The sequence below is a fragment of the Pseudomonas sp. MIACH genome (genome assembly GCF_001269925.1).
In the GTDB taxonomy this organism is placed as follows: domain Bacteria; phylum Pseudomonadota; class Gammaproteobacteria; order Pseudomonadales; family Pseudomonadaceae; genus Aquipseudomonas.
Map to the genome: position 1 here is coordinate 40,199 of NZ_LHVO01000046.1, position 24,289 is coordinate 64,487.

The window sequence follows — 24,289 nt, forward strand, 5'->3', positions numbered from 1 at the left end:
CAGATTGGAAAGCAAAGGGATCAGGCGAAGGCGGGTGGCGCGCGCGGGTTAGCCGTGGGCCAGGTGAAGCGGGCAGGGATGTCAGCGGCCAGCACGACGGCCGGTGGTGGTGCATGGGGTTGTGGCAGCACCGCCACATTCAGGCTGGAGTTAAGCGCCGGTCCCATGCCGCCGCTCGAGCACAGCGGGCAACCAAACGCCTTGGACAGCGTGGGCAGGCTCTCATCGGTGGAGTTGGTTGGCTGGGGCGCCTGGGTACGCGGGTCGACGGTGCAGAACTGCCCGCCGATGCCATTGAGCTGCATCCCCACCATCTGCCCGTGACCGATACTGCAGGCGAACACATTGAACAGGACGCAGCAATAGAGCATCCAGGCAATGAGCGAGCGATCGGCGCGGGCGAGTTTCATGGGGCGGCACTTTACCATCAGCCGCCGACGAAATACCTGCAAAAAATCTCAGGGCGACTATCCTGTTTCGCACCTTTTCAGGGAGAGCCAGTCATGAGCTTTTTCATCGCACGATGGATCGTCGGCGTTTTTACTTGCATCAGCATGGTGCATCTTTACTGGGCTGCGGGCGGCAAACTCGGCAGCCTCGCCGCCATCCCCCAACTGCCCGGCGAATTCGCCAGCGGACCTCGCCCGGCGTTCAAACCTTCGGCGCTGGGTACCTTCCTGGTGGCGATGGGGTTGGTAGCGATTGCACTGATGGTCTGCCTGCGCGCCGGGTTGTATTTCTCGGCGGTATCCCATGCGGCCCTGCAATGGGCGATCAGCGCGATTGCCATGGTGATGTTTGCCAGGGCGATTGGGGATTCGGAGTTGGTGGGGTTTTTCAAGAAGGTGGGGGGATCACGGTTTGCGCGGTTGGATACGTGGTTTTATTCGCCGTTGTGTTTGGTGTTGGGGGTAGGGTTGTTGGTGGTGGCGTGGGGTTAATGAGGGAAACACGACACACCGATCTACGCTGCTCAAATAAAAACTGCTCTCATCCTTGCCCGATTTACCGACCTGGCCGTCATGGTTAATAGAACCTCTATTACCCAGGATTTCCCATGTCGCGCCTTGCTCGTCCCTTGCACCCACTGGCCCTGTCAGTGGCGTTGGCTTTCGCCGCCGTGCCGTTGCTGAACGTCCAATCCGCCTTCGCCGAAGAAAGCAGCAGCGCTGTGCGTTCCTTCCAGATTCCGGCCGGTGACTTGAGTCAGGCGCTCAATAGCCTGGCCGAGCAGGCGGGCCTGGTGTTGGCGTTTGATGCGAGCCTGACACGCGGCAAGCGCAGCAACGGTGTGAGCGGGCAATACGCCACCGACGTGGCGCTGGCGCAGTTGCTCGCCGGCAGCGGCTTGCAGGCGCTGAAGATCTCTGCCGACCGTTACCGCCTGGAAGCCATCCCCGATAACGGCAGCGCCATGGAGTTGCAGGCCACCACCATCAGTGGCGCCTACCAGGCCGAAAGCCCCACCGGGCCGGTCGCCGGTTATGTGGCCACGCGCAGTCTGTCGGGCACCAAGACCGATACCGCGCTGATCGAAACCCCGCAGTCGATCTCCATCGTCACCAAAGACCAGATGCGCGCGCAGAACGCCGAGAGCCTCAACCAGATCCTGCGCTACAGCGCGGCGGTCATCCCGGAAACCCGCGGCGCCACGGCTTCGCGTCTCGACCAGTTGACCATCCGTGGTTTTTCTCCCGCCACTTACCTGGACGGCCTGCGCATGCCGTCGAGCCGTGATGCCTTGCCACAAAAGGATGCCTTTGACCTGGAGCGCGTCGAAGTGCTGCGCGGCCCGGCGTCGGTGTTGTACGGGCAGGGCACGCCGAGCGGGGTGATCAATATGGTCAGCAAGCGCCCGCTGGACACGCCGTTCCATGAAGTGGGCGTCGAATACGGCACGTTCAACAAAAAGCGCACCACCTTCGATTTGAGCGGGCCGATTGATGATCAGGGTATGTATTCCTACCGGGTGGCCGGGCTTTTCGACGATGCCGATGGCCAGGTCGAACACACCGAAACCCGTCGCCAGTCGTTGTCCAGCGCGTTCACCTGGCGGCCGGACGAAGACACCTCGCTGACCTTGCTCGGGCATTTCCAGAAGGATCCCAAGGGTGCGTCCTACGGCTCGATGCCCGCCTGGGGCTCGGTGTTACACAGCCCGACCGGGCGCAGCATCGATGTGGACTTCTACGACGGCGAAAAGAACTTCGAGAAAAGTGATCGCGAGTACTACTCCATCGGCTGGGCGTTCGAGCATCACGTCAACGATGTGTGGACGGTGCGCCAGAACGCGCGTTACCTGCGCAGTGAGGGCCGGTACCGCAGCCTCTACAGCAACTACCTGATGGCGGATTACCGCACCATCCGCCGTTCCACCATCGCCAGTGACGTCGACATGGACGCCTACACCCTCGACAACCAGGTGCAGGCCAAATTCGACACTGGCCCACTGCAACATACCCTGCTGATGGGGCTCGACTACCAGAACACCAGCACCGATACCTTGTCCGGCTCAGGGACGTATACCGCCGGGCCGACCCTGGATATTTTCAACCCGGTGTATGGCGCGGCCGTGCCGGTACCGGCGTACACCACCGACGGCACGTCGCGCAGCGAACAGACCGGGGTCTACCTGCAAGAGCAGATGAAGTGGGACAAATGGGTGCTGTTGCTGGGCGGTCGTTATGACTGGGCCAGCACCGACAGCACGACCAAGACCCTGCGCACCGCGGCCAAGAGCCAATCCTCCCTGGACAGCAAGGCCTTTACCGGGCGGATTGGCCTGGTCTATCTCTTCGATAATGGCCTGGCGCCGTATGCCAGCTATGCGGAGTCGTTCAACCCGCAGTCGGGCACCGGTTACGGCGGATCGGTATTCAAACCGACCGAAGGCAAGCAGTATGAAATCGGCATCAAGTACCAGCCGCCGGGCAGCAACAGCTTTATCACGGCGGCGATCTTCGACCTGCGCCAGACCAACGTCCTCACCACCGACCCGGACCCCACCCACCTGTGCGGCAGCGGTCGCTGCCAGAGCCAGGACGGTGAAGTGCAATCCCGTGGTTTTGAGCTCGAAGGCAAGGCCAGTCTCAACGACAACCTGGACATTACGGCGGCCTATGCCTACCTGGATAACCGCATCAGCAAGTCGAATAACACCGTGCGTTATGCGCCTATCAGCGATATCGGCGTAGGCCCGGCCATCAACGCCGAAGGGACCACCACCTACGCGGTACCGCGCCACACGGCTTCGGTGTGGGCCGATTACACTTTCCATGATGGCAACCTCAAGGGCTTCGGTGCCGGCGCCGGTGCGCGTTATGTCGGCTCGTCCTGGGGCGATACTGCCAACACCCTGAAGGTACCGGGCTACACCCTGTTCGATGCGGCGGTGCACTACGACATCCCGAACATCGCCAACCTCAAGGACAACCTGCGCCTGGCCCTGAACGCCACCAACCTGGCGAATAAAGAGTACGTCGCGTCGTGCTATTCCTACTCGTGGTGCTGGTATGGCTCACAGCGCACGGTGCAGGCGAGCGCGACCTACCAATGGTGATGGCACACCGATAAGGCAATTTAATGGCCCATTTGTAACAAAATTCTCTCCAGAATCGCTTTTATTTTCAGGTGGTTAGGTGAGGAAGCAAATGCGCACTGTTGGAATCATGCTGATTGCCTGCTCCCTGGCCGGCGGCGCCGCTGCCGTGCAGGCACGGGAGCTGCGCGAGGGTGACAAGTACATGTGCAGTTGGGGCGCCGGCACGGCCGCCAGGGCCCAGGAGCTGAAGCTGTCGGGGGTGTCGCTGTACGCCGCGCGGCAGAAGATCCAGACCATCAAGTTCAATAAATCCTGGATGCGCATGATGGCCATGGGCATCACCGAGCAGACGTATGACAGTCGCTCTCGGCTCAAGCCAGAAGCGATTCGCCAGAGTTTCTATCAGGATTGCGTGCGCTACAAAGTGGCACGTAAATGATCGACCTGCTTGCTTAGCGCGTCAGCGGCATGCTGGATCGGCCCCCACAGGGGCTTACGCCAGCAAGTGCAGGCTCAGGGTTCTGGTAAGCCGTCGCTTTACAAATCCATGACATCTACTGTGTTTCTATTTGCATACAATTGCGTCCTTCACTAAGGAGGCCGGTATGCAAACGCTAATTCGCGTGGCGACGCAGGGCGACGTTCGCTATCAGAAGAGCAGGGCATGGTAAGCCGATGAGCCCGGCAGCCCGCCCATCGTCCACCAGCTTGCGCTCCCTCGCGGTCGGCGTGCTGTGCGTCGCTGTGTTATTGGGGGGCTATTTCGTGCAACTCAACGCCAAGGCGGATCGCCAGCGCGAAGAAGCGGCGGAGCGTTTGGCGCTCTGCCGGCAGGTTGAACGGGTCGCCAGTGTGGCCACATCCGGTGGCCTGGAACTTCGCGATACCTGCCAGCAATTGAGTGAGGGCGGAACGAAGAGTGTCACGCTGCCGTAACTAATAACCCTTTTTTATAAGTGGAAATGTCGACGGTAGTTGCACCAAAAAGTGGCACTTATTTGCCTCTCCACCTTAAAAAATATGTGGTTATTGAAGGACTTACGGCGCTTTTAATCCGACGAAAGGATATAAAATTTTCTTGTTACAGCTTTTTACACTCGTTACTATAGCCGGGCGTTCACCTCCCACGGTTTATGCATTTTTAAATCCCAAGTTTCCATCAGCTACTTGGGATTTTTTTTGCCTGCGATTTGACCCCCGCATCAAACTTCATCGTCTGCAAACTCCGCGCGCATCCGCCCGTTGCGTTTGGCCTGATAGAGCAACTTGTCGACCTCTTCGACAAAACCCAGCATCGGGCTGCTGGAGTTGACGATGCGGGTACCCACGCCCAGGCTCAAGGTCAGCAGGTTCGACACTGCCGAAAAGCCATGATCGATCTGTTGCTGGCGGATCAGGTGCAGGCAACGTCCGGCGACCTGTTTGGCCGACGCTGCATCGGTTTCCGGCAGCAGCCACACAAATTCTTCACCGCCGATACGCGCGATGAAATCCCGGGGCCGGTTGGCAGCCAGTGACAGAGTGCGCGCGACCTGGCGCAGGCATTCGTCGCCCTTGATATGGCCGTAGTGGTCGTTGTACTGCTTGAAAAAATCGATATCCAGGATGATCAGCGACAGCGGCAACTGGCTCCGCTGGGCGCTGGCCCATTCGCGCTCCAGCACGGTGTCGAACATGCGCCGGTTGGCGATGCCGGTGAGGCCGTCCTGATAGGAATATTCCTCGAGTTGTTTCTGCAGGCGCACCAAGTGTTCTTCGGTCTTCTTGCGCTCACTGATGTCGAACATAAAGCCAATCAGCGCCTCGACTTCGCCGTCCTTGCGCACCACATGCACCACGTCGCGAATCCACACGTAGTCGCCGCTCACCGTCAGCGCCCGGTAATCCGCCTCGTGGTCCACGCCGGCGCGGGACTGTGACACACAGAAATTCACCACGTATTCACGGTCATCCGGGTGCATGCGTTCGACCCAGTCGTCCACACTGATCCAGCTTTGCGGCGTCCAGCCCAGCAGCGTTTCGATCTGTGGCCCGATATAGCTGAAGGTCATCGTCTGCCAATCAATGCGCCAGGGGATGGCCTTCGTCGACTCCAGCAGCGTTCTGTATACGTCACTGTCGGGCAGGCTCGGCGGATCGATGCTCATGGGGATGCTCGGGGATGATGGCGAATAGCCAAGAGCCTCTTTTGATCGACGTCCAGAGTCAAGCGCAAGCCTGATGAGCAGACGAGAGGTCGTGGGTCAGCTGTTCACGCTGTCGGTCGTGGTGGTCGTCGCGCCGTAATAACGCCAGCAGCAATGGCGGTGTTCCGGCACGATCACGCAGCCGCTGAGGCTCACGATCAACAGGGCGACAACCAGCATAGATAGGCGACGGGACATGGTATTTCCTCAGGGTGTGGGTTGCGTTATCCGTTGAACGCCGCCTCAGGCATAAATCCGTCGCGAACCTTTCAGAAATTTCATCAAGCTCCGCCAGCCGCCGCGCAATACTGGACTCGGCCAGCGTCTGGAAAAAACTGCGCAGCCCGCGACGGATTTTTCCGCACCCGCCGTTCAACCCATCAGCAACCTGCACTTTCTCGCGTTGCATGAAGGAGTTGCCATGAGACCCCTGGCCACATTGCGTTTTGTTTTGCTTGCTCCGCTGGTCCTCGTCGCGTTTGTCAGCACCCCGACGTTTGCCCAGACTGAAATCATCATCCAGCAGGCGCCGCCGCCGCAGCGTGTGGAAATCATCCCGGCCGAGCGCCCCGGCTACGCCTGGGACCGTGGTCACTGGCGTTGGGAAGGGCGAGGGTATGGCTGGGTGCCGGGCCACTGGCAGCCGGTGATGCGTCATGCACGCTGGGAGCCTGGCCATTGGGAAGCCCATGGCCCGAACTGGTACTGGCGCGAAGGGCATTGGATCCGCTGAACCCTGACCCTTGGCCCTGAGAACCGCCCGATTGAAAGACACTGATCCGGACGTTGAACTGCTGGCGCGTATCGGCAATAACGAACCTGCCGCCGTCAACGAAATGGTGACGCGCAAACTTCCGCGTTTGCTGGCGCTCGCCAGTCGGATCCTGGGGGATGCCGACGAGGCCAAGGACGTGGCTCAGGAAAGCTTCCTGCGTATCTGGCGCCAGGCGGCCCATTGGCGCAGTGGCGAGGCGCGGTTCGACACGTGGTTGCATCGGGTCGCGCTCAACCTGTGCCATGACCGCCTGCGCCGGCGCAAGGAGCGGCCTTTGGGCGATGAGGCGACGGTGGAGATGGCAGACAGCTCGCCATCGCCTGAGGAACAACTGGAAAACCAGGATCGCAGCGCCCGCATGGCCGCCGCATTGGCGGCTTTGCCCGAGCGTCAGCGCGAAGCGATCGTGTTGCAGTACTACCAGGAGCTGTCGAACATCGACGCCGCGGCCCTGATGAATATCAGCGTCGAGGCACTGGAGAGCCTGCTGTCGCGGGCCCGACGCCAGTTGCGTAGCCAACTTGCCGACACACCCGGGCTCGCCCGCCCAGGAAGGGGAAAATCATGACACCCGAACGCTTTGCTTACCTGGCCGACGTCTACGGCGCGGACTTGCATCGCTGGCCCGACGCGGAACGGGCAGGCGCCCAGGCGCTGCTCGACAGCGGCAACGTGCATGCGCGCGACGCCGTACAACAAGCGCGTTGGCTCGACAGTCGGTTGGACGGCCATCAACCTGCGTTCGCCGACGCCACGCTGGTCCGGCAGATACGCCAATCTGCCCCTCGCTCATTCTGGTCACGCTATGCCAGCTGGTTATCGCCCGCCGGCCTTGTCGGCGCGGGCATTGCCGGTATTGTCACCGGGATGCTGGTGGCATCCATGAGCGTGCCGCTGCCGATGCTGTCCGCTGAAGTGCTGCCCAGCGTCTTCGATCAAGGCGACGCCGAAGTCGTCTTTACCGTCAACGCCGAGGAAACCGAGCAATGACCGTCAGATCCCTTAAACCGTGGTTGTTCGTTTCGGTATTGCTCAACGTGTTTTTGATCGGCGGCGTCGGGGGCGGGCTCTACCATTGGCTGGCCAGCAGCCCGCCCGCCGAGGCGGTGGTCAACCAGCACGGCCTGCGCCAGGCGATGTTCAAGCTGCCTGCGGAGCGGCGCAGGGAGCTGCGCCAACTGCTGCGCCACAATCGCGACGACAGCCAGCCGCTGATCATGGCCGGACGTGAAGCGCGGTTGGGGGTGATCAAGCAACTGGAAGCGCCGACCCTGGACCGTGAGGCGTTGGTGGCCGAACTGGCCAAGGCGCGGGAGGCCGATGTGGCGCTGCGGGCATTGGTGGACAGCACCCTGGCGCAGTTCGCCGGCAACTTGCCCCAGGATGAGCGGCAGAAACTGGTGGAGGCCTTGTATTTGCGGGGGCAGGCGCGGGGTAAAGCGCCGGTGAGGGATAAGCCGCTACAAACGCCGTAGAAAAGCTTTGACGATATGCCGGGTGGCGTCGGTGGTGTCCAGTTGGTCCAGGGCGCCATAGGCGTGCCACTGGCAGTCGACGATCTCGTTCAGAGGCCGTGCATCCGCGATATTCACCACCGAGGCTTCAAACACATGGTGGACGGTGTCGCGGGCTTTGAGCTCCTGCAAGTACAGCAGCCCGTCCACGTTCAACCCGGTTTCTTCTTCCAGCTCCCGTTCGGCGGCGCCGACCGGGCGCTCGTCGCGTTCGACCTTGCCGCCCGGCAATGCCCATTTTGACCTGGCCTTGCGCACGAAGAGGATATGCCCCTCGTGTTCGCAAATGACTGTTGCGCGTATTTTCATCGTCTGTGCCCCCGCAGCGGGATGATTGTCATAAAAGTGTAATGCAATTGTCATGCTAAGTGGTTGTGGCGTGTCGGGGTGGGTATGTGGATACTGCGCGACTGATCAAAACGCACGAGGAAAACAGATGAGCAGCGTACGCTGGGGCATGATCGGTTGTGGCAGTGTCACTGAAGTCAAGAGTGGACCCGCGTTCTACAAAGCGCCAGGTTCGGCCCTGGTGGCGGTGATGGGGCGCCGCGAAGAGGCCGTGCGCGATTATGCGTCACGCCATGGCATTGCCCGTTACTACACCGACGCCCAGGCACTGATCAACGACCCCGAAGTGGACGCGGTGTACATCGCCACGCCGCCCGACAGCCACCTGGAATACAGCCTGATGGTGGCGGCGGCCGGCAAGCATTGCTGCGTGGAGAAGCCGATGTCGCTGAATGCCGAACAGAGCGCACTGATGCAGCGCACCTTCGAGCGTGCCGGGCTGCACTTGTTTGTCTCCTATTACCGGCGCTCGCTGCCGCGCTTCCAGCAAGTGCGCCAGTGGCTGCAAGACGGGCGCATCGGCACATTGCGTCATCTGACCTGGACCCTGTGCAAGCCACCGGCCGCCGAGGATGCCAGCGCCGCCAACTGGCGCACCGACCCGAGCATTGCTGGTGGTGGTTACTTTGCCGACCTGGCCAGCCACGGGTTTGACCTGTTCCAGTACCTGGCTGGGGATATCGTCGAGGTCTCGGGCTTTACGGCACGACAGGCCGGAAGCTATGCGGCCGAGGACGCCGTGACGGCCTGCTGGACATTCAGTTCGGGCGCGCTGGGCATGGGCTGCTGGAACTTTGTCGCCGATCGCCGTGAGGATCGGGTCGAGTTGATCGGCAGCCACGGGCGCATTCAGTTCTCCGTCTTCGAAGACCAACCGCTGCGCCTGGAGGGCGAAACGAATGAGGTGCTGGAAGTGCCGTGCCACACGCATATCCAATGGCACCACGTGTTGGCGATGAACGCGCATATTCGCGGCGAAGCCGAGCATCCGTCCCTGGCGATCGAGGCGTTGAAGACCGATCGGATCCTGGACAAGGTGTTGCAACGTAACCCCCATCATCCTGGGTAGTCGCGGTATACCTGGTTTTTTTCAAGGAATAGACGCATGAAATACTGGATGGTGTTGTGGCTGGTGCTGGCTACCGGCGCGGTGGCGGCCCCGCGTAACCAAGGGACGCCGGGGGAGTTCGATTTCTATGTGCTGTCGTTGTCCTGGTCGCCGACCTTTTGCCTGACGCACCCAAACAACGAACAGTGTTCGGGCAAAGGCTATGGCTTTGTGCTGCACGGCTTGTGGCCGCAATACGCGCGGGGAGGGTGGCCGGCTTCGTGCGCGCCGCAATCTACGTTGAGCCGCGAAGAAATGGACAAGGGCGCGGCGCTGTTTCCGACGCGCTCACTGCTCACCCACGAATGGGCCAAGCACGGCACCTGCAGCGGGCTGGAACCCTTGGCGTACCTGGAGAAAACCGACACAGCCTTGGGCGTAGTCGCCATTCCGCCGCAACTGCAGCCGTTCAACACGCCACCGTCGTTGCGGGCCCGCGAGATTGAGGCGCTGTTTCGCGAGAGCAACCCACGCATGGGCAACCATGGGCTGGCGGTGATCTGCAAAGGCAAGGTGCTGTCGGAAGTGCGCGTGTGCCTGACCAAAGACCTGGCTTTCGCGGGCTGCCCACGCAGTGTCAAAACCCAATGCCGCGACGGCGATATCCGGATTCCCGCGCAGCGCTAAGGCAGCATTGCCACGCGGTAGCGTTCGTCAAAGTCCTCGGCCAACTGCGCCAGGGTGACCTTGCCCAGGCGTTTCAACAGCAGTGCCTGGGCTTGTTCGAAGGCATCCGTGAGCGCCGCATTTACCGCCTGTTCCACCAGGCACTCGGGGTGATCGGTGGACAGGCCGATGGCGAATATCGAGGGCGTGCCCAGGGCGTTGTGAATGTCCAGCAGGGTGATTTCACCCAAGGGTTTGCCCAGGCTCCAACCGCCCTGATGGCCCTTTTCCGAACGCACATACCCTTTCTCCTTGAGCAACCCCAGGGTGCGTCGCACCACCACCGGGTTGGTGCCGAGCATCTGCGCGATGGTCTCCGACGTGGCGCGCTCTTCATGGCGGCCCATATGGATCAGCACGTGGAGCATGCGCGACAGGCGCGTGTCGTTTCTCATCAATCAGCCTCAGGTTGGGTCCGCCGAAAGTATCGTTCGTAACCCGAAAAGTTGCGAGACTCTTGACGGGCTATTTTTATGTAACTTATGGTGTGTCGTGAAAGCCCGCGGATAACCGCGTGCACACAACATGGAGTCACTTTCATGATGTACGACGTGATTATCGTGGGCGGCAGCTATGCCGGCCTGTCTGCGGGCCTGCAATTGGCAAGGGCGCGGCGCCAGGTGCTGGTGATCGATGCGGGGCAGCGGCGCAACCGGTTTGCCGCCACGTCCCACGGGTTTCTCGGCCAGGACGGCCAGGCGCCGGAGGTCATTGCGGCCGAAGGGCGCAGCCAGTTGATGGAATATCCGACGGTCACCTGGGTGCAGGGCAGTGCGGTTCAGGTCAACCAACAGGCTGAGGGTTTCGGTGTACGCACCGAACATAGCGGTACGTTTCACGCCAGACGCCTGATCCTCGCCACTGGAGTGGTGGATGAACTGCCGGCGGTCGAAGGCTTGGAAGAGCGCTGGGGGACGCGAGTGTTCCATTGCCCCTACTGCCATGGCTATGAACTGGACCAAGGCCGTATCGGCGTCCTGGCAACCTCACCCCTGGCGATGCACCACGCGCTGATGCTGCCGGACTGGGGCACCACCACCTTGTTCACCAATGGTGTGTTTACCCCGGATGCCGAGCAACAGGCGCAGTTGGATCGACGTGGGGTCAGCGTGGAAAGCGCGGGCGTGCGGCGTATCAGCGGCGAGCGTGCCGACCTGGAATTGCACGATGGCAGGGTGTTCAGCCTCGACGGGATCTTCACCCTGTCCCGCACGCGCATCAGTCCGTTGGCCGAACAACTGGGCTGTGAATTGGCCGACGGCCCCACCGGGCCTTATCTGCACACCAACGACACTCGCCAGACCTCGGTGCCTGGCGTGTTTGCCTGTGGTGATACGTCCCTCGCCGCCGGGTCCGTTGCGCTGGCCGTGGGCGAGGGCGTACGCGCCGGGGTGGGCGCACATTTCTCGTTGATCAACGCGTGAAGCCATTGCCGCCGCAGGGGCATTTTGTTCAATACCGCTGCGCGCGGGCCTTATACCGTGGAGCCCTGTTTACGCCTCATCATAAAAAGGGAACCGCAATGAGCTTGATCATCTCCATGGCCGCCTTCGCCCTGGCCACGTCCATCACGCCGGGACCGGTCAATGTGGTCGCCCTGAGTTCAGGGGCGCGCTTCGGTTTTGTCGCCAGCCAGAAGCATGTGTTCGGTGCTGCCGTTGGCTTTACCTTGCTGCTGGTGCTGATCGGCCTGGGTTTACACGAGGTGCTGGTGCGCTGGCCAATACTGACCCAGCTGATCCAGTGGGGCGGGGTGGCTTTCCTGCTGTACATGGCCTGGAAACTGGCGGTGGATGATGGCCGGCTCGACGCGGATGGCGGCGCCACCGCGCCGTCGATGCTCTATGGCGCGATCATGCAGTGGCTCAACCCCAAGGCCTGGCTGGCCTGTGTGGCGGGCATGGGCTTGTTTGTGGCCGACGGCGACGCGGCGCAGGTCTGGCTGTTTGCCGGCCTCTACCTGGTGATCTGCTACCTGTCAGTGGCGTGCTGGGCCTATGCCGGGACCTTCCTGCGCCGCTACCTGGACAATCCCCACGGCGTGCGCCTGTTCAACCGCTCAATGGCCGCGTTGCTGGTGGCCAGTGTGGGTTATTTGCTGATGGCTTGAGCACCTCGCGGTATTGCCCGGGCGTGGCCGCGAAATGCTGCTTGAACGTGCGCTGGAAGTGCGCCTGGTCGGCAAAGCCCGCAGCGAGGGCCACATCGGCGATCAACTCGCCATTGCGCAACCGGGTGCGGGCAAACTGGATGCGTTGGTTGACCAGAAACGCGTGGGGCGTGAGCCCGTAATACTGCTTGAAGGCGCGGATCAGGTACGACGGCGACAGTTCGGCCGCCAGGCAGATGTCGTCGAGTTTCAACGCCTGGGTGCAGTGCTCGCGGATGTACTCGGCGGCCCGCTCCAGCTTATGGTTGACCTCGCGTACCGGCGTGGGTGAGGGGTTCAGGCGCTGCTGGACTTCAGTGAAGTAACTCACCAGTGCACTCTGTTTTTGCAGGAGCTCGGCCTGTTCATTCACCAGCATTCGGTATAACGCCAGCAAGCCGCTGTACAGCAGCGGGTCACGGGTATGCGGCGTATTGAAAGCGCGATAACCCTGGTCGGTGCTGAAGCCCAGTTGGTACTGTAATTCGGTCAGCCAGGGCGTATCGAGGTAGAGCATGTGATAGGACCAGGGCTGGTCGTGGATAGGGTTGCAGGCATGCACATCGCCCGGGTTCATCAGCACCACCGTGCCGGCGCTGATCAGGAACGTATCGGCGCCGTGATGGTAATAGCTGCGCCCGGTGGTGATCGCGCCGATAGAAAAATGCTCATGAGCGTGCCGGGTATAAGTGACCTTGCGCCCGTCGGCGATGGTACGCGCTTCGATGAACGGCAGGCGCTCGTCGCGCCAGAAGCGCGGTGCGGCGGGGCAGAGGGCGGTCATCGTCATGGGCACGACTCCAGGGCAGGCAAGATCGGTAACCAATCGTTGCACAGACCCTGGCCTTTGTGTAGCCGCTGGCCTAATAGGGTTTCAGGTTGTGCAAGCGCTCGCTTCGCCTTGTGTTGATCAACAGAACCTTTTCTACATGGTTGAGGTTCTGCGTGGACTCACTCAGGTCCTGGTGGCTGCTGAGCAGGCATTGGTCAACGACCGTCCTGGCAATCGCTTCCAGTCGTGCCGATTGCCAGGACTTTGGTATGGCAGCAGGGTCGCCCTGGGTATCGGTGATGGGGGTTGTATCCAGGGGGTGGAGCAGGACCTGCGAGCGGGCGTCCGCCAGGGGCTCGGACCCCGTGAGGTAGGCGTTCCAATCGATCTGCAACTCTAGCGGGCCTGCGGCGACCGGGTCACTCAGCAATCCCGGAGGTGGGTTGACCAGCCGCGTGATCAGCATCTGCTTGGGAAGCAGTTGCAGCAGGTAGTGATCCCGCTGATAGCGAACACGCAACAGGCAGCCAAAATGTGCGGTGATCATCGTGTTCGGGGCACTCGGCGACGGTTTGCGTAACAGCAACAGTTCGATGTCTCCCTGCTCCAGGCTGACACGCTTGGGCAATGGCAGGCAGGACAGCAGGTAAGCGATGTACACGGTATAGCTTTCGCGCATGGATTTGAGCGCGGCGTTGAAGTTTTCATCCGCGTTGTGGTCCTTGAGCGCGCTCAAGGGGGGCGAGAACCTGTCGACACGTACCTGCGGCAGAATCGCCCTCCAGCGCTCCATGTGCTTCAACTCCCCGGCCAGATACAGTTCAGCCAGCGAAAAGGAAATATTCAGGCTGCTGACTTGCGGGTAGCGAGTACCTGGCGGAAGGAAGGGCACTGACATGAACACTGTTTTGTCCAGGTTAGCGTTACCTGGATAGACCTCACGCAGGTACCTCAATGCCGCCTCCTTCTGATCCGGATAGGGTGTGTGCAGCGATCCGAAGGCATCGTTGAGTGTGCGCTTTTGTTTCTCATAGGTGCGCACGGCGAGCTCGCGCTTAAAGGGCAGGTCCGTGTCCGTCGCATCCACCACGCCATTGGCACGCGCCCAGTCCAGGACGGGATCGACCGTAGGGGGCAGCGCCCAGAACTCCCGGTTAAGCGTCGTAGCAGGGTTATGGACCAGGGTCATGATGTTCTCAAGGGTCATGTGCCGGCTGGCGCCTGGGGTTCTTAGTTCGATGAAATCGACGAACTGCTTGAACACGACCCAGTTCTGGTTACACAGGTAGGGCAGTGTTTCGGAGATGTTGCGCACCAGGAATTGCGGGGCGCTGCCGCTGAGTAACAGATGCGCGGCCAGTGGGGCGCCTTCCAGCAGGGTCAGGCGTAGGAGGGCTTCAAGATTACTGCGCACCGCTGCGCAGTCGTCACCCCAGTAGTAAGCGCTATCGATGGCCAGGCCGCCGACCAGGTTGCGTTGTGTGCCGGCCTGTTCATCCAGGCTCAGAATCAGTGCGCTGAGCAGCAGTGTCTGCCGGCGGTGTTGGGGCGTTGTGCCGTGCAGTGCCGCCGCGGACCACTTGACCAGGGTGCTCAGGCGGTCAGCCAATCGCTGGCTGCGGTGACTCTGCACAATCTGGTTCAGCAGTATGTCGGCTTCGGCGCGAATCATGGGTGCGCTCTTGTCGGCCCAAAAAGGTTCGCCGAGCCATGTGAACAGTGGCGCTCCCTGCTCCTGTGCAAAGGCCTGCTGCGCTTCAAATACCTGGCGGCGTTGTGCGCTGGATAACGTCAGCAAAGACGGCTGCGGCTGGCCTAAACCCTGCCAGTAATTGCCCAGACGCGGGGTTGCAGCCCTGACGGCCTTCAAGTAATGAGCCGCCTGCTGGGCCTGGTCTGCGGTCTTCACTTCGGTCATGCGCAGGAACTTCATCAACTGCTTGAGGGAGGCCTTCATATCGCTGCGCAGCTCACCGCCCAATCGTTTAGCCAACTCCTGCAAGAGCGTGACATAGCGTCTGAGTGATGGACTGCCAGCGACATCGTCGGTGAGCTTCTTGCGCTTGCCATCCCTGTCGTCCGCGCCTATGTAGCCATCTTCAGTCAGCAGTACCAAGGCCTTCTCATCGTCGATATTGCGTTTTACGCAAATGGCGACAAAGGATGGGTGCCTGATCATCTTCAGCAGTCTTTCAGCGCTCTCTTCCAGCAACTGGTAGAAAATGGAGTCGGTATCCAGCTCGATGGTATCGTCGAGCTCAATCTTTTCATCGGGTTGTTTGCCCGTGCTGACGCGCTCCAACTCCGTCTGCAGGCGATTAAAGTTATTCAGGGCGCTCAGGCTGTTCTGTTTGCGCTTGAGCCATTCCACATCTTGGGCCGCTTCACCGCAGTAAGGCTGCTCAGGCACGGATGACTGGCGCAGGCGCGCGATCAGGGCTTGCACTTCGCTGGCTTGGATGGGCACGTCAATGGCATAGAAGTGCATGAGTTCCGCCAGGCTCAGGCTGTTATTGGAAGCTACCTGTTCTCCCAGCAAAGCGGCATATTGCGCCAAGCGAATCAGCCGACCCGCCACGGGCGCGCCGCCCAGGTGTGTACGCAAGCTGACGCTGGTGCCCTGATTCTCAAGGGCGGAGCTGCGCAAGGAATGATCCTCGCCGGAATAAATAAAGTACTCATCGTGACTCAGTGGCGTTTGGAATGTTTGCGTGAAATCGATCGAATTAATCACGCTCTGCAGCAATTGCGCCGCCTCGTTCAAGGTGCGTGCTACGTAGGAGTCCGACCTCAGCGTGAGGCGCTGACGGTAGGCGAGATAGCTGTCGTGGGGTTCATCTGCGGCGGCTGCGCTGTCCATGCAGGCTTCGAGCGTATCGGCCAGTTGCAGCAAATCCAGGTGCTGGGCTTCAAGTTCATGGCGTGTCGCTGAATGCGCGCGGCCATTCTCGCCAACAGTTGGAAAGGCACGGTAGGCCTGCAGCTCATCGACGATCACCCGCGCCTGGATGTGGTTTTGCGGCAACCTGTAACCGTAGAACGCCAGCGTTAACTCAAGTGGCAATTCAAATGTACTCAGGCCGTTTGGCGGGTCGATATAGGGCACGCCCAGTTGGTTTGGATCAATGATCTCGCAGATGCCCAGGATCGGTACGGACACGTCCTGCCAACCCAGGTCGTCATGAAGATGAAATACCTTGGGTACCAGTTGATCGTGTTGAATGACCTTGGTGTGCAGGGCCCCCCCTATGACCCTGATACTTCGATACTCCAGGTGCTGGGTGTCGGCCCATGCCAGGAACACGCTCTGGTTGATGGCTTTGCCGAACAGCACCATCCACTGGCCGAGCCTGGACTGTCGGTCGACCTTGATAAACGCGGGAGGCCCCTGCTGGGACCAATTGTGCGGTACAACGGGCGACAGCAATGCAACCAGGTTGTTGATCAGCGTCAGATCATCCTGGGTGGCAAACGAGACGGGGCTGGCAGGCAGCGGCTGGATCGCCGCAGCGGCAATCAGCGGGGCAAATTCGTACATGAATGAAGTTCCGTTTCAAGGTTGCTCAAGAAAACGCTCTTGAGCGGAACTTCATGTTCGGGCGTTTCTACCCGTGCTTGATAGCCTGCGCCATCCGCAGTTGCTGTAGGTCGAGTAGGCAGTCGCAGTGATCCGATTGTGCGGCACACCCACGCCGGACGTGGGCATGCTGATCGCTCAGAGGGGCTCTGGGCACGGCACTAGAAAGGCAGCCTCCAGCAGTTGGCGCGTATACGCATGCTGCGGATCGGCAAAGATCGCCCGCGCATCGCCCTGTTCCACCACCTGCCCCTGCTTGACCACCATCAACTGGTGACTCAGGGCTTTCACCACCGCCAGGTCATGGCTGATAAACAGGTAGGTCAGGTTGTACTTGGCCTGCAGGCTGCGCAGCAATTCCACGACCTGGCGTTGGACCGTGCGGTCCAGCGCCGAGGTCGGTTCGTCCAGCAGGATCAGGCGCGGCTTTAGCACCAGCGCGCGGGCGATCGCGATGCGTTGGCGTTGGCCACCGGAGAATTCGTGGGGGTAGCGATGGCGGGACTCAGGGTCCAGGCCCACTTCCTTGAGCGCCGCAATAATCGCGGCTTCCTGCTCGGCAGGCGTGCCCATCTTGTGAATGCGCAGGCCTTCGCCGACGATCTCGCTGACGCACATGCGTGGGCTCAGGCTGCCGAACGGGTCCTGGAACACCACCTGCATTTCCCGGCGCAACGGGCGTACCTGTTGCTGGGTCAGCGTGTCCAGTTGCTGGCCTTCGAAACGAATCCCGCCCTTGCTGGCGATCAAGCGCAAAATCGCCAGGCCCAGGGTGGATTTGCCCGAGCCGCTTTCGCCGACGATGCCCAGGGTCTGGCCCTGGGGCAGGCTGAAGTTGATCCCGTCCACGGCCTTGACGTAATCGACGGTGTTGCGCAAAAAGCCTTTCTTGATCGGGAACCAGACTTTCAGGTCATCGACTTCCAGCAACGGCGGCCCGACTTCGTTGGTGGCCGGGCCACCACTGGGCTCGGCCGCCAGCAGTTCCTGGGTGTAAGGGTGCTGGGGCGACTGGAACAGCGTCTCGCACTCGGCCTGCTCGACGATGCAACCTTGCTGCATCACGCACACCCGGTGAGCAATACGCCGCACCAGGTTCAAGTCATGGCTGATCAACAGCAAGGCCATGCCCAAACGCGCCTGCAACTCCTTGAGCAGTTCCAAAATCTTCAACTGCACGGTGACGTCGAGGGCGGTGGTCGGCTCATCCGCGATCAACAGTTCCGGCTCATTGGCCAGGGCCATGGCGATCATCACCCGCTGGCGCTGGCCGCCCGACAGTTCGTGGGGCAGGGCCTTGAGCCGTTTGTGCGGCTCGGGAATGCCCACCAGCTCCAGCAACTCCAGGGTGCGTCGGGTCGCGACCTTGCCGGTCAGGCCCTTGTGCAGGCCGAGCACTTCGTTGATCTGCTTTTCGATGCAGTGCAGCGGGTTCAACGAGGTCATCGGCTCCTGGAAAATCATCGCGATACGGTTACCGCGAATATGCCGCAGGGTCTTTTCCTTGAGGGTCAGCAGGTCTTGCCCGGAATAGGCGATGGTGCCGGATGGGTGCCGGGCCAGCGGGTAGGGCAGCAGGCGCAGGATCGAGTGCGCGGTCACCGATTTGCCGGAGCCGCTTTCGCCGACCAGGGCCAGGGTTTCGCCGCGCTTGATATCGAAGCTGACGTTGTTGACCACGCGGTGGTGATGCTCGCCCGTGACGAACTCGACGGAGAGGTCGCGGATTTCGATCAGATTGTCCTGATTCATCTCATTTCCTCGGGTCAAAGGCATCGCGAGCGGACTCGCCGATAAACACCAGCAAGCTCAACATGATCGCCAGCACGGCAAACGCGCTCATGCCCAGCCACGGTGCTTGCAGGTTGGATTTGCCCTGGGCCACCAGTTCCCCCAGCGAGGGCGAACCGGCTGGCAGGCCAAAGCCGAGGAAGTCCAGGGCAGTCAGGGTGCCGATGGCGCCGGTGAGGATGAACGGCATGAAGGTCATGGTCGAGACCATGGCATTGGGCAGAATGTGGCGGAACATGATCGCGCCGTTCTGCATCCCCAGTGCCCGGGCCGCGCGCACGTATTCGAGGTTACGCCCGCGCAGGAACTCGGCGCGCACCACGTCTACCAGGCTCATCCACGAGAAAAGCAGCATGATCCCCAGCAGCCACCAGAAGTTCGGCTGCACGAAGCTGGCGAGGATGATCAGCAGGTACAGCACCGGCAAGCCGGACCAGATTTCCAGGAAGCGCTGCCCGGCCAGGTCGACCCAGCCGCCATAGAAACCCTGCAAGGCGCCGGCGATCACGCCGATGATCGAACTCAGCACGGTCAGGGTGAGGGCAAACAGCACCGACACACGGAAGCCATAGATCACCCGCGCCAGCACATCGCGGCCCTGGTCATCGGTGCCCAGCAGGTTGACGCTCGAAGGCGGTGCGGGGGCCGGCACTTTCAGGTCGTAGTTGATGCTCTGGTAGCTGAACGGGATCGGCGCCCACAAGGTCCAGGCGTCCTTGGCCTTGAGCAGTTCCTGGATATACGGGCTCTTGTAGTTGGCTTCCAGCGGGAATTCACCACCGAAGGTGGTTTCCGGGTAGCGCTTGAGCGCCGGGAAATACCAGTCGCCGTCGTAGTGCACCGCCAGTGGCTTGTCGTTGGCGATCAGCTCGGCGCCCAGGCTCAGCCCGAACAGGATCAGGAACAGCCACAGCGACCACCAGCCACGCTTGTTGGCCTTGAACCGCTCGAACCGGCGGCGATTGAGGGGGGATAGATTCATCTCAATGCTCCCGGCTGGCGAAGTCGATACGCGGATCGACCAGGGTATAGGTGAGGTCGCCGATCAGTTTCACCACCAGCCCCAGCAGGGTGAAGATAAACAGCGTGCCGAACACCACCGGATAGTCGCGGTTGATCGCCGCTTCAAAGCTCATCAGGCCCAGGCCGTCGAGGGAGAAAATCACCTCCACCAGCAACGAGCCGGTGAAGAAAATCCCGATGAACGCCGACGGAAACCCGGCGATCACCAGCAGCATCGCGTTGCGGAATACATGGCCGTAGAGCACGCGGTGGTTGGTCAGGCCCTTGGCCTTGGCGGTGATCACATATTGCTTGTTGATCTCGTCGAGAAAGCTGTTCTTGGTCAGCAGCGTCATGGTCGCGAAGTTGCCGATCACCAGTGCGGTGATGGGCAGCGCCAAGTGCCAGAAGTAGTCGAGCACCTTGCCGCCCCAGCTCAACTCATCGAAGTTGTTGGACGTGAGCCCGCGCAAGGGGAACCAGTCGAAATAGCTGCCGCCGGCAAACACCACGATCAGCAGGATCGCAAACAGGAACGCCGGGATCGCATAGCCGACGATGATTGCCGAGCTGGTCCACACATCGAAGTGGCTGCCATGTCGCGTGGCCTTGGCGATCCCCAGCGGGATCGACACCAGGTACATGATCAGCGTGCTCCATAATCCCAGGGAGATCGATACCGGCATCTTTTCCTTGATCAGGTCGATGACCTTGGCGTCACGGAAAAAGCTGTCGCCGAAATCCAGCCGGGCGTAGTTCTTGACCATGATCCACAAGCGTTCCGGCGCCGACTTGTCGAAGCCGTACATTTTTTCGATTTCCTTGATCAGCGCCGGGTCGAGGCCCTGGGCGCCACGGTAGCTGCTGGAGCCGGCCACCGAGACTTCGGCACCGCCGCCGGCAATGCGGCTGGTGGCACCTTCAAAGCCTTCGAGCTTGGCGATCATCTGTTCCACCGGGCCACCGGGGGCGGCCTGGATGATGATGAAATTGATCAGCAGGATCCCGAACAGCGTCGGGATGATCAGCAACAGGCGGCGAACAATATAGGCCAGCATTTAATCGCCTCCGCTCGCCGCATCGGCGCTCGTGTTGGTGTTCGCGTCTGAGGTGACGGCAGGTTTTACGTTGGGTTTTGCCCACCAGGTGGCGGTGCCCACGTCATAGCGCGGCGGGGTTTTCGGATGGCCGAGGTGGTCCCAGTACGCCACGCGGAAGGTCTTGATGTGCCAGTTGGGGATCACGTAGTAGCCGAACTGCAGCACACGGTCCAGGGCCCTGGCATGGGCGATCAGGCTTTTGCGCGAGTCGGCGTCGATCAGTTCTTCCACCAGTTGGTCCACCGCCGGGTCCTTGAGGCCCATGTAGTTGCGGCTGCCGGGTTTGTCGGCGCTGGAAGACTTCCAGAACTCCCGCTGCTCGTTACCCGGCGAGGTGGATTGCGGGAAGCTGCCCACCATCATGTCGAAGTCCCGCGAGCGGACACGGTTGACGAACTGCGAGACGTCCACCCGACGGATCACCAGGTCGATGCCCAGGTCCGCCAGGTTGCGCTTGAAGGGCAGCAGGATGCGCTCGAACTCGGTCTGTGCCAGCAGGAACTCGATGGTCACCGGTTTGCCCGTGGTGTCGACCATCTTGTCGTCGACGATTCGCCAGCCGGCTTCCTGCAGCAGTTGGTAGGCCTCGCGTTGCTGGGTGCGGATCATGCCGCTGGCGTCGGTCTTGGCGGGCTCGAAGGCCTGGGTAAAGACTTCGGCCGGGATCTTGTCGCGTAGGGGCTCAAGGATCTTCAGCTCATCCGGGCCGGGCAGCCCGGTGGCGGCCATTTCAGAGTTTTCGAAGTAGCTGCGGGTGCGGGTGTAGGCGCCGTTGAACAGCTGTTTGTTGCTCCACTCGAAATCCAGCAACAGGCTGATGGCCTTGCGCACGCGCACGTCCTGGAACATCGGCTTGCGCGTATTGAACACAAAACCCTGCATGCCGGTGGGGTTGCCGTTGGGGATCTCTTCCTTGATCAACCGGCCTTCGGTCACGGCCGGAATGTTGTAGGCGTTGGCCCAGTTCTTGGCGCTGAATTCCAGCCAGTAGTCGAACTGCCCGGCCTTTAACGCTTCCAGGGATACGGTGCTGTCGCGGTAGTAGTCGGTGATGCGGTTGTCGAAATTATAGAAACCCTTGGTGATCGGCAGGTCCTTGGCCCAGTAGTCCTTGACGCGCTCGTAGCGGATCATGCGCCCGGCCTTGACCTCGGCCACCTTGTACGGCCCGCTGCCCAGCGGCACCTCCAGGTTGCCCTTGGCAAACTCCCGCGTGGCCCACCAATGTTTGGGCAGCACCGGCAGTTGCCCGAGGATCAGCGGCAATTCGCGGTTGTTGGTGCGCTTGAACTTGAACAGCACCCGCAGCGGGTCTTCGGCGACCACTTCATCGACATCGGCGTAGTAGGTGCGGTAGATCGGCGAGCCTTCCTTCATCAGTTCCTGGAAGGTGAATACCACGTCTTCGGCGCGGATCGGGTGGCCGTCGTGGAAGCGCGCTTCGGGGCGCAGGTAGAAACGCACCCAGCTGTTGTCCGGGGCTTTTTCGATCTTGCCGGCGACCAGGCCGTACTCGGTGATGGGTTCGTCCAGGCTTTGCATGGCCAGGGTGTCGTAGATCAGGCTGATGTTGTCAGCCGGCACCCCCTTGCTGATAAACGGGTTGAGGCTGTCGAAGCCGCCCATGCTCGACTCGCGGAAGGTGCCGCCCTTGGGCGCATCCGGGTTGACGTAGTCGAAGTGCTTGAAGTCGGCGGGGTATTTCGGCGGCTCGTTGTACAGCGTCAGCGCATGTTGCGGGGCGGCGTGGGCCGTGGTGCACAGCAACAGGCTGCCGAGCAGGACGTTGCGCAAATACATCATTGGGCTTTCTCCGAAGCTTTCAGCCACCACGCACTCAGGCCCAGGCTGTAGGGCGGCGTGGTGACAAAGGCGAACCGGTTGCGGTACGCCAGGCGATGATAGTTGAGGTACCAGTTGGGAATGCTGTAGTGCTGCCACAGCAGCACCCGGTCCAGGGCGCGGCCGGCGGCCAGTTGTTCTTCGCGGGTCTGCGCCGCCAGCAGTTGTTCCAGCAGGTGATCGACAATCGGGTTGGCGATGCCTGCATAGTTCTTGCTGCCCTTGATCGCGGCCTGGCTGGAGTGGAAGTACTGCCACTGCTCAAGGCCGGGGCTCAAGGTTTGGTTGAGGGTGATCAGGATCATGTCGAAATCGAATTGATCCAGGCGTTGCTTGTACTGGGCGCGGTCGACAGTGCGCAGGCGTGCGTCGATGCCGATGCTGATCAGGTTCTCGACATAGGGCTGCAGGATGCGCTCCAGGTTCGGGTTGACCAACAGGATCTCGAAGCGCAGCGGTTGCCCGTCCTTGTTGAGCAGGCGTTGGCCCGACAACTTCCACCCGGCCTCGCCCAGCAGCGCCAGGGCGCGGCGCAGGGTCTCGCGGGGGATGCCGCGTCCGTCGGTCTGGGGCAGGCTGAAGGCTTGGGTAAACAGGTTGGGCGGCAGCTGTTCGCGGTAGGGGGAGAGCATCAGCCATTCACGGCCGGTTGGAACACCGGTGGCGGCGAATTCGCTGTTGGGGTAGTAGCTGAGCGTGCGCTTGTAGGCGCTGCTGAACAGGGTGCGGTTGGTCCACTCAAAGTCGAACATCAGCCCCAGGGCTTCACGCACCTTGGTCTGGCTGAAGGTTGGACGCCGGGTGTTCATGAACAGGCCCTGGCTCTGGGTCGGGATCTGGTGGGCGATCTGCGCCTTGATCACCTCGCCACGGTTCACCGCCGGAAAGTTGTAGCCATTGGCCCAGTTCTTGGCCTGGTGCTCGATGTAGATGTCGAACTCGCCGGCCTTGAATGCTTCGAAGGCCACGTCGCTGTCGCGGTAGAACTCCACCTCGACCTTGTCGTAGTTATAGAAGCCCTGGTTGACCGGCAAGTCCTTGCCCCAGTAATCCTTGACCCGTTCGAACACCAGTTGGCGTCCAGGGGTGACCTTGCTGATGCGGTACGGCCCGCTGCCCAGGGGCGGTTCGAAGGTGGTCGCCTTGAAGTCGCGGTTTTTCCAATAGTGCTGGGGCAGTACCGGCAACTCGCCCAGGCGCAGGATCAGCAACGGGTTGCCGGCGCGCTTGAACACAAAGCGGATGCGGTGACGGTTGAGGATGTCCACCCGCGCTACTTCCTGCAGGTTGGTGCGGTACTGGGGGTGGCCTTCGGTCAGCAGGGTGCGGTAGGAAAACGCCACGTCATACGCGGTGATCGGCTTGCCATCGTGAAAGCGTGCTTGCGGGCGCAGGTTGAACACCACCCAACTGCGGTCCTCGCTGTATTCCACCGATTGGGCAATCAGCCCGTAGCTGGAGGTCGGCTCATCGCCGGACGGCGCGTACTGGCCGGTGCCGACCATCAACGGCTCGTTCAGCTCATTGACGCCGTATTGCAGGAAATTGGGGGTGGAAACCGGGCTTGAGCCCTTGAAGGTGTAGGGGTTGAGGGTATCGAAGGTGCCAAATGCCATGACCCGCAAGGTCCCGCCTTTCGGCGCTGCAGGGTTTACCCAATCGAAGTGGGTGAATTTGGCCGGGTACTTGAGCGTGCCGAACTGCGTATAACCGTGGCTCTCGGTAATCGTCGCGTTGGCACCAAAGCTCAAGGCCAGACTTATTAATAGAAGGAGGGGACGCTTCAAGTCAGAGATCCGATCCAGGCGGCTTGGGCTTTATGATCGGTACAGTAACAGCTTGTTCCACTTGGAAAAAGCCGGTTGGGAACACTGGAGATTGAGTGTGTGAGGGGCGGTGCGACGATTCGACTTGCCCC

General features: G+C 61.1%; 24 protein-coding genes. 12 read left to right on the top strand and 12 right to left on the bottom strand.

Annotation, left to right across the window (positions count from 1 at the left end; all coding sequences use genetic code 11):
- Window positions 1–20: 20 nt before the first annotated feature.
- The gene (locus tag AD670_RS17325) at window positions 21–410 is read right to left on the bottom strand and encodes a DUF2946 domain-containing protein (protein WP_053134866.1); all 390 of its coding nucleotides are present in this window, start codon (window positions 408–410) and stop codon (window positions 21–23) included.
- 93 nt (window positions 411–503) lie between these two features.
- Here AD670_RS17325 and AD670_RS17330 point away from each other — a divergent pair, with 93 nt between their 5' ends.
- The 4 genes from AD670_RS17330 to AD670_RS17345 all read left to right on the top strand — a co-directional run bounded on the left by AD670_RS17330 (window position 504) and on the right by AD670_RS17345 (window position 4,477).
- The gene (locus AD670_RS17330; protein ID WP_053134867.1) at window positions 504–941 is read left to right on the top strand and encodes a DUF3995 domain-containing protein; all 438 of its coding nucleotides are present in this window, start codon (window positions 504–506) and stop codon (window positions 939–941) included.
- A gap of 116 nt (window positions 942–1,057) precedes the next feature.
- On the top strand, window positions 1,058–3,559 hold the full coding sequence (locus AD670_RS17335) for a TonB-dependent siderophore receptor (protein ID WP_053134871.1): 2,502 nt from the start codon (window positions 1,058–1,060) through the stop codon (window positions 3,557–3,559).
- 91 nt (window positions 3,560–3,650) lie between these two features.
- Window positions 3,651–3,980, top strand: coding sequence for a hypothetical protein (locus tag AD670_RS17340; protein WP_026136677.1), 330 nt, complete (start codon window positions 3,651–3,653; stop codon window positions 3,978–3,980).
- A gap of 236 nt (window positions 3,981–4,216) precedes the next feature.
- Window positions 4,217–4,477, top strand: a complete 261-nt coding sequence (locus AD670_RS17345; RefSeq protein ID WP_053134873.1) for a hypothetical protein — start codon at window positions 4,217–4,219, stop codon at window positions 4,475–4,477.
- 266 nt (window positions 4,478–4,743) lie between these two features.
- Here AD670_RS17345 and AD670_RS17350 read toward each other — a convergent pair whose 3' ends face one another.
- Together AD670_RS17350 and AD670_RS31680 are read right to left on the bottom strand one after the other, a co-directional pair.
- Entirely contained in the window at window positions 4,744–5,688 is a 945-nt protein-coding gene (locus AD670_RS17350) for a diguanylate cyclase (protein WP_053134876.1), read from the bottom strand.
- Between the two features lie 96 nt (window positions 5,689–5,784).
- On the bottom strand, window positions 5,785–5,925 hold the full coding sequence (locus AD670_RS31680; RefSeq protein WP_172681491.1) for a hypothetical protein: 141 nt from the start codon (window positions 5,923–5,925) through the stop codon (window positions 5,785–5,787).
- A 223-nt stretch (window positions 5,926–6,148) separates the two neighbouring features.
- Between AD670_RS31680 and AD670_RS17355 the strand changes: the two genes are divergently transcribed.
- From AD670_RS17355 to AD670_RS17370, 4 genes are read left to right on the top strand one after another with little or no spacing between them, the layout of a single operon-like run.
- Complete coding sequence (locus tag AD670_RS17355) at window positions 6,149–6,460, top strand: YXWGXW repeat-containing protein (RefSeq protein ID WP_053134879.1); 312 nt, start codon at window positions 6,149–6,151, stop codon at window positions 6,458–6,460.
- A 31-nt stretch (window positions 6,461–6,491) separates the two neighbouring features.
- Window positions 6,492–7,070 (top strand): RNA polymerase sigma factor, encoded by a 579-nt coding sequence (locus AD670_RS17360; RefSeq protein ID WP_053134883.1) that lies wholly within the window; start codon window positions 6,492–6,494, stop codon window positions 7,068–7,070.
- Window positions 7,067–7,492, top strand: coding sequence for a hypothetical protein (locus AD670_RS17365; RefSeq protein WP_053134886.1), 426 nt, complete (start codon window positions 7,067–7,069; stop codon window positions 7,490–7,492). The genes AD670_RS17360 and AD670_RS17365 overlap by 4 nt, the downstream gene beginning before the upstream one ends.
- A complete protein-coding gene (locus AD670_RS17370; protein WP_053134888.1) occupies window positions 7,489–7,977 on the top strand; it encodes a periplasmic heavy metal sensor in 489 nt (162 codons plus the stop codon). The genes AD670_RS17365 and AD670_RS17370 overlap by 4 nt, the downstream gene beginning before the upstream one ends.
- On the opposite strand, the gene AD670_RS17375 is transcribed toward AD670_RS17370, so the two are convergent.
- Window positions 7,963–8,325, bottom strand: a complete 363-nt coding sequence (locus AD670_RS17375; RefSeq protein WP_053134891.1) for an NUDIX hydrolase — start codon at window positions 8,323–8,325, stop codon at window positions 7,963–7,965. The genes AD670_RS17370 and AD670_RS17375 overlap by 15 nt on opposite strands.
- A 127-nt stretch (window positions 8,326–8,452) precedes the next feature.
- On the opposite strand from AD670_RS17375, the gene AD670_RS17380 reads away from it, so the two are divergent.
- Both AD670_RS17380 and AD670_RS17385 read left to right on the top strand, forming a co-directional pair.
- Complete coding sequence (locus tag AD670_RS17380; protein ID WP_053134894.1) at window positions 8,453–9,433, top strand: Gfo/Idh/MocA family protein; 981 nt, start codon at window positions 8,453–8,455, stop codon at window positions 9,431–9,433.
- A 36-nt stretch (window positions 9,434–9,469) separates the two neighbouring features.
- Entirely contained in the window at window positions 9,470–10,099 is a 630-nt protein-coding gene (locus AD670_RS17385) for a ribonuclease T2 (protein WP_053134897.1), read from the top strand.
- On the opposite strand, the gene AD670_RS17390 is transcribed toward AD670_RS17385, so the two are convergent.
- Window positions 10,096–10,533 carry an Rrf2 family transcriptional regulator gene (locus tag AD670_RS17390; RefSeq protein ID WP_053134900.1) on the bottom strand — a complete coding sequence of 146 codons (438 nt, stop codon included), beginning with the start codon at window positions 10,531–10,533 and terminating at the stop codon, window positions 10,096–10,098. The two genes, AD670_RS17385 and AD670_RS17390, sit on opposite strands and share 4 nt — an antisense overlap.
- Window positions 10,534–10,677: 144 nt before the next feature.
- Here AD670_RS17390 and AD670_RS17395 point away from each other — a divergent pair, with 144 nt between their 5' ends.
- Complete coding sequence (locus tag AD670_RS17395) at window positions 10,678–11,562, top strand: NAD(P)/FAD-dependent oxidoreductase (protein WP_053134903.1); 885 nt, start codon at window positions 10,678–10,680, stop codon at window positions 11,560–11,562.
- A gap of 98 nt (window positions 11,563–11,660) precedes the next feature.
- Window positions 11,661–12,248 carry a LysE family translocator gene (locus AD670_RS17400; RefSeq protein WP_053134907.1) on the top strand — a complete coding sequence of 196 codons (588 nt, stop codon included), beginning with the start codon at window positions 11,661–11,663 and terminating at the stop codon, window positions 12,246–12,248.
- On the opposite strand, the gene AD670_RS17405 is transcribed toward AD670_RS17400, so the two are convergent.
- From AD670_RS17405 to AD670_RS17435, 7 genes are all read right to left on the bottom strand, one after another.
- A complete protein-coding gene (locus AD670_RS17405) occupies window positions 12,190–13,077 on the bottom strand; it encodes an AraC family transcriptional regulator (protein WP_053134910.1) in 888 nt (295 codons plus the stop codon). The genes AD670_RS17400 and AD670_RS17405 overlap by 59 nt on opposite strands.
- Window positions 13,078–13,150: 73 nt before the next feature.
- Window positions 13,151–16,597, bottom strand: coding sequence for a hypothetical protein (locus tag AD670_RS17410; RefSeq protein ID WP_053134914.1), 3,447 nt, complete (start codon window positions 16,595–16,597; stop codon window positions 13,151–13,153).
- A 177-nt stretch (window positions 16,598–16,774) separates the two neighbouring features.
- Window positions 16,775–18,388, bottom strand: a complete 1,614-nt coding sequence (locus AD670_RS17415) for an ABC transporter ATP-binding protein (protein ID WP_053134918.1) — start codon at window positions 18,386–18,388, stop codon at window positions 16,775–16,777.
- A gap of 1 nt (window position 18,389) precedes the next feature.
- Window positions 18,390–19,409: an ABC transporter permease gene (locus tag AD670_RS17420; protein WP_053134921.1), complete on the bottom strand. Its 1,020-nt coding sequence runs from the start codon at window positions 19,407–19,409 to the stop codon at window positions 18,390–18,392.
- Between the two features lies 1 nt (window position 19,410).
- Window positions 19,411–20,487 (bottom strand): microcin C ABC transporter permease YejB, encoded by a 1,077-nt coding sequence (locus tag AD670_RS17425; RefSeq protein WP_027606500.1) that lies wholly within the window; start codon window positions 20,485–20,487, stop codon window positions 19,411–19,413.
- On the bottom strand, window positions 20,488–22,332 hold the full coding sequence (locus AD670_RS17430; RefSeq protein WP_053134924.1) for an extracellular solute-binding protein: 1,845 nt from the start codon (window positions 22,330–22,332) through the stop codon (window positions 20,488–20,490).
- Window positions 22,329–24,158, bottom strand: a complete 1,830-nt coding sequence (locus AD670_RS17435; RefSeq protein ID WP_053134928.1) for an extracellular solute-binding protein — start codon at window positions 24,156–24,158, stop codon at window positions 22,329–22,331. Before AD670_RS17435 ends, AD670_RS17430 begins: the two co-directional genes overlap by 4 nt.
- Window positions 24,159–24,289: the final 131 nt, after the last annotated feature.

What these genes read in the sequence shown, in the direction of transcription:
- AD670_RS17325 (WP_053134866.1), bottom strand. Translation starts at nt 410, where the DNA reads ATGAAACTCGCCCGCGCCGATCGCTCGCTCATTGCCTGGATGCTCTAT.
- AD670_RS17330 (WP_053134867.1), top strand. Translation starts at nt 504, where the DNA reads ATGAGCTTTTTCATCGCACGATGGATCGTCGGCGTTTTTACTTGCATC.
- AD670_RS17335 (WP_053134871.1), top strand. Translation starts at nt 1,058, where the DNA reads ATGTCGCGCCTTGCTCGTCCCTTGCACCCACTGGCCCTGTCAGTGGCG.
- AD670_RS17340 (WP_026136677.1), top strand. Translation starts at nt 3,651, where the DNA reads ATGCGCACTGTTGGAATCATGCTGATTGCCTGCTCCCTGGCCGGCGGC.
- AD670_RS17345 (WP_053134873.1), top strand. Translation starts at nt 4,217, where the DNA reads ATGAGCCCGGCAGCCCGCCCATCGTCCACCAGCTTGCGCTCCCTCGCG.
- AD670_RS17350 (WP_053134876.1), bottom strand. Translation starts at nt 5,688, where the DNA reads ATGAGCATCGATCCGCCGAGCCTGCCCGACAGTGACGTATACAGAACG.
- AD670_RS31680 (WP_172681491.1), bottom strand. Translation starts at nt 5,925, where the DNA reads ATGTCCCGTCGCCTATCTATGCTGGTTGTCGCCCTGTTGATCGTGAGC.
- AD670_RS17355 (WP_053134879.1), top strand. Translation starts at nt 6,149, where the DNA reads ATGAGACCCCTGGCCACATTGCGTTTTGTTTTGCTTGCTCCGCTGGTC.
- AD670_RS17365 (WP_053134886.1), top strand. Translation starts at nt 7,067, where the DNA reads ATGACACCCGAACGCTTTGCTTACCTGGCCGACGTCTACGGCGCGGAC.
- AD670_RS17370 (WP_053134888.1), top strand. Translation starts at nt 7,489, where the DNA reads ATGACCGTCAGATCCCTTAAACCGTGGTTGTTCGTTTCGGTATTGCTC.
- AD670_RS17375 (WP_053134891.1), bottom strand. Translation starts at nt 8,325, where the DNA reads ATGAAAATACGCGCAACAGTCATTTGCGAACACGAGGGGCATATCCTC.
- AD670_RS17380 (WP_053134894.1), top strand. Translation starts at nt 8,453, where the DNA reads ATGAGCAGCGTACGCTGGGGCATGATCGGTTGTGGCAGTGTCACTGAA.
- AD670_RS17385 (WP_053134897.1), top strand. Translation starts at nt 9,470, where the DNA reads ATGAAATACTGGATGGTGTTGTGGCTGGTGCTGGCTACCGGCGCGGTG.
- AD670_RS17390 (WP_053134900.1), bottom strand. Translation starts at nt 10,533, where the DNA reads ATGAGAAACGACACGCGCCTGTCGCGCATGCTCCACGTGCTGATCCAT.
- AD670_RS17395 (WP_053134903.1), top strand. Translation starts at nt 10,678, where the DNA reads ATGATGTACGACGTGATTATCGTGGGCGGCAGCTATGCCGGCCTGTCT.
- AD670_RS17400 (WP_053134907.1), top strand. Translation starts at nt 11,661, where the DNA reads ATGAGCTTGATCATCTCCATGGCCGCCTTCGCCCTGGCCACGTCCATC.
- AD670_RS17405 (WP_053134910.1), bottom strand. Translation starts at nt 13,077, where the DNA reads ATGACGATGACCGCCCTCTGCCCCGCCGCACCGCGCTTCTGGCGCGAC.
- AD670_RS17410 (WP_053134914.1), bottom strand. Translation starts at nt 16,597, where the DNA reads ATGTACGAATTTGCCCCGCTGATTGCCGCTGCGGCGATCCAGCCGCTG.
- AD670_RS17415 (WP_053134918.1), bottom strand. Translation starts at nt 18,388, where the DNA reads ATGAATCAGGACAATCTGATCGAAATCCGCGACCTCTCCGTCGAGTTC.
- AD670_RS17420 (WP_053134921.1), bottom strand. Translation starts at nt 19,409, where the DNA reads ATGAATCTATCCCCCCTCAATCGCCGCCGGTTCGAGCGGTTCAAGGCC.
- AD670_RS17425 (WP_027606500.1), bottom strand. Translation starts at nt 20,487, where the DNA reads ATGCTGGCCTATATTGTTCGCCGCCTGTTGCTGATCATCCCGACGCTG.
- AD670_RS17430 (WP_053134924.1), bottom strand. Translation starts at nt 22,332, where the DNA reads ATGATGTATTTGCGCAACGTCCTGCTCGGCAGCCTGTTGCTGTGCACC.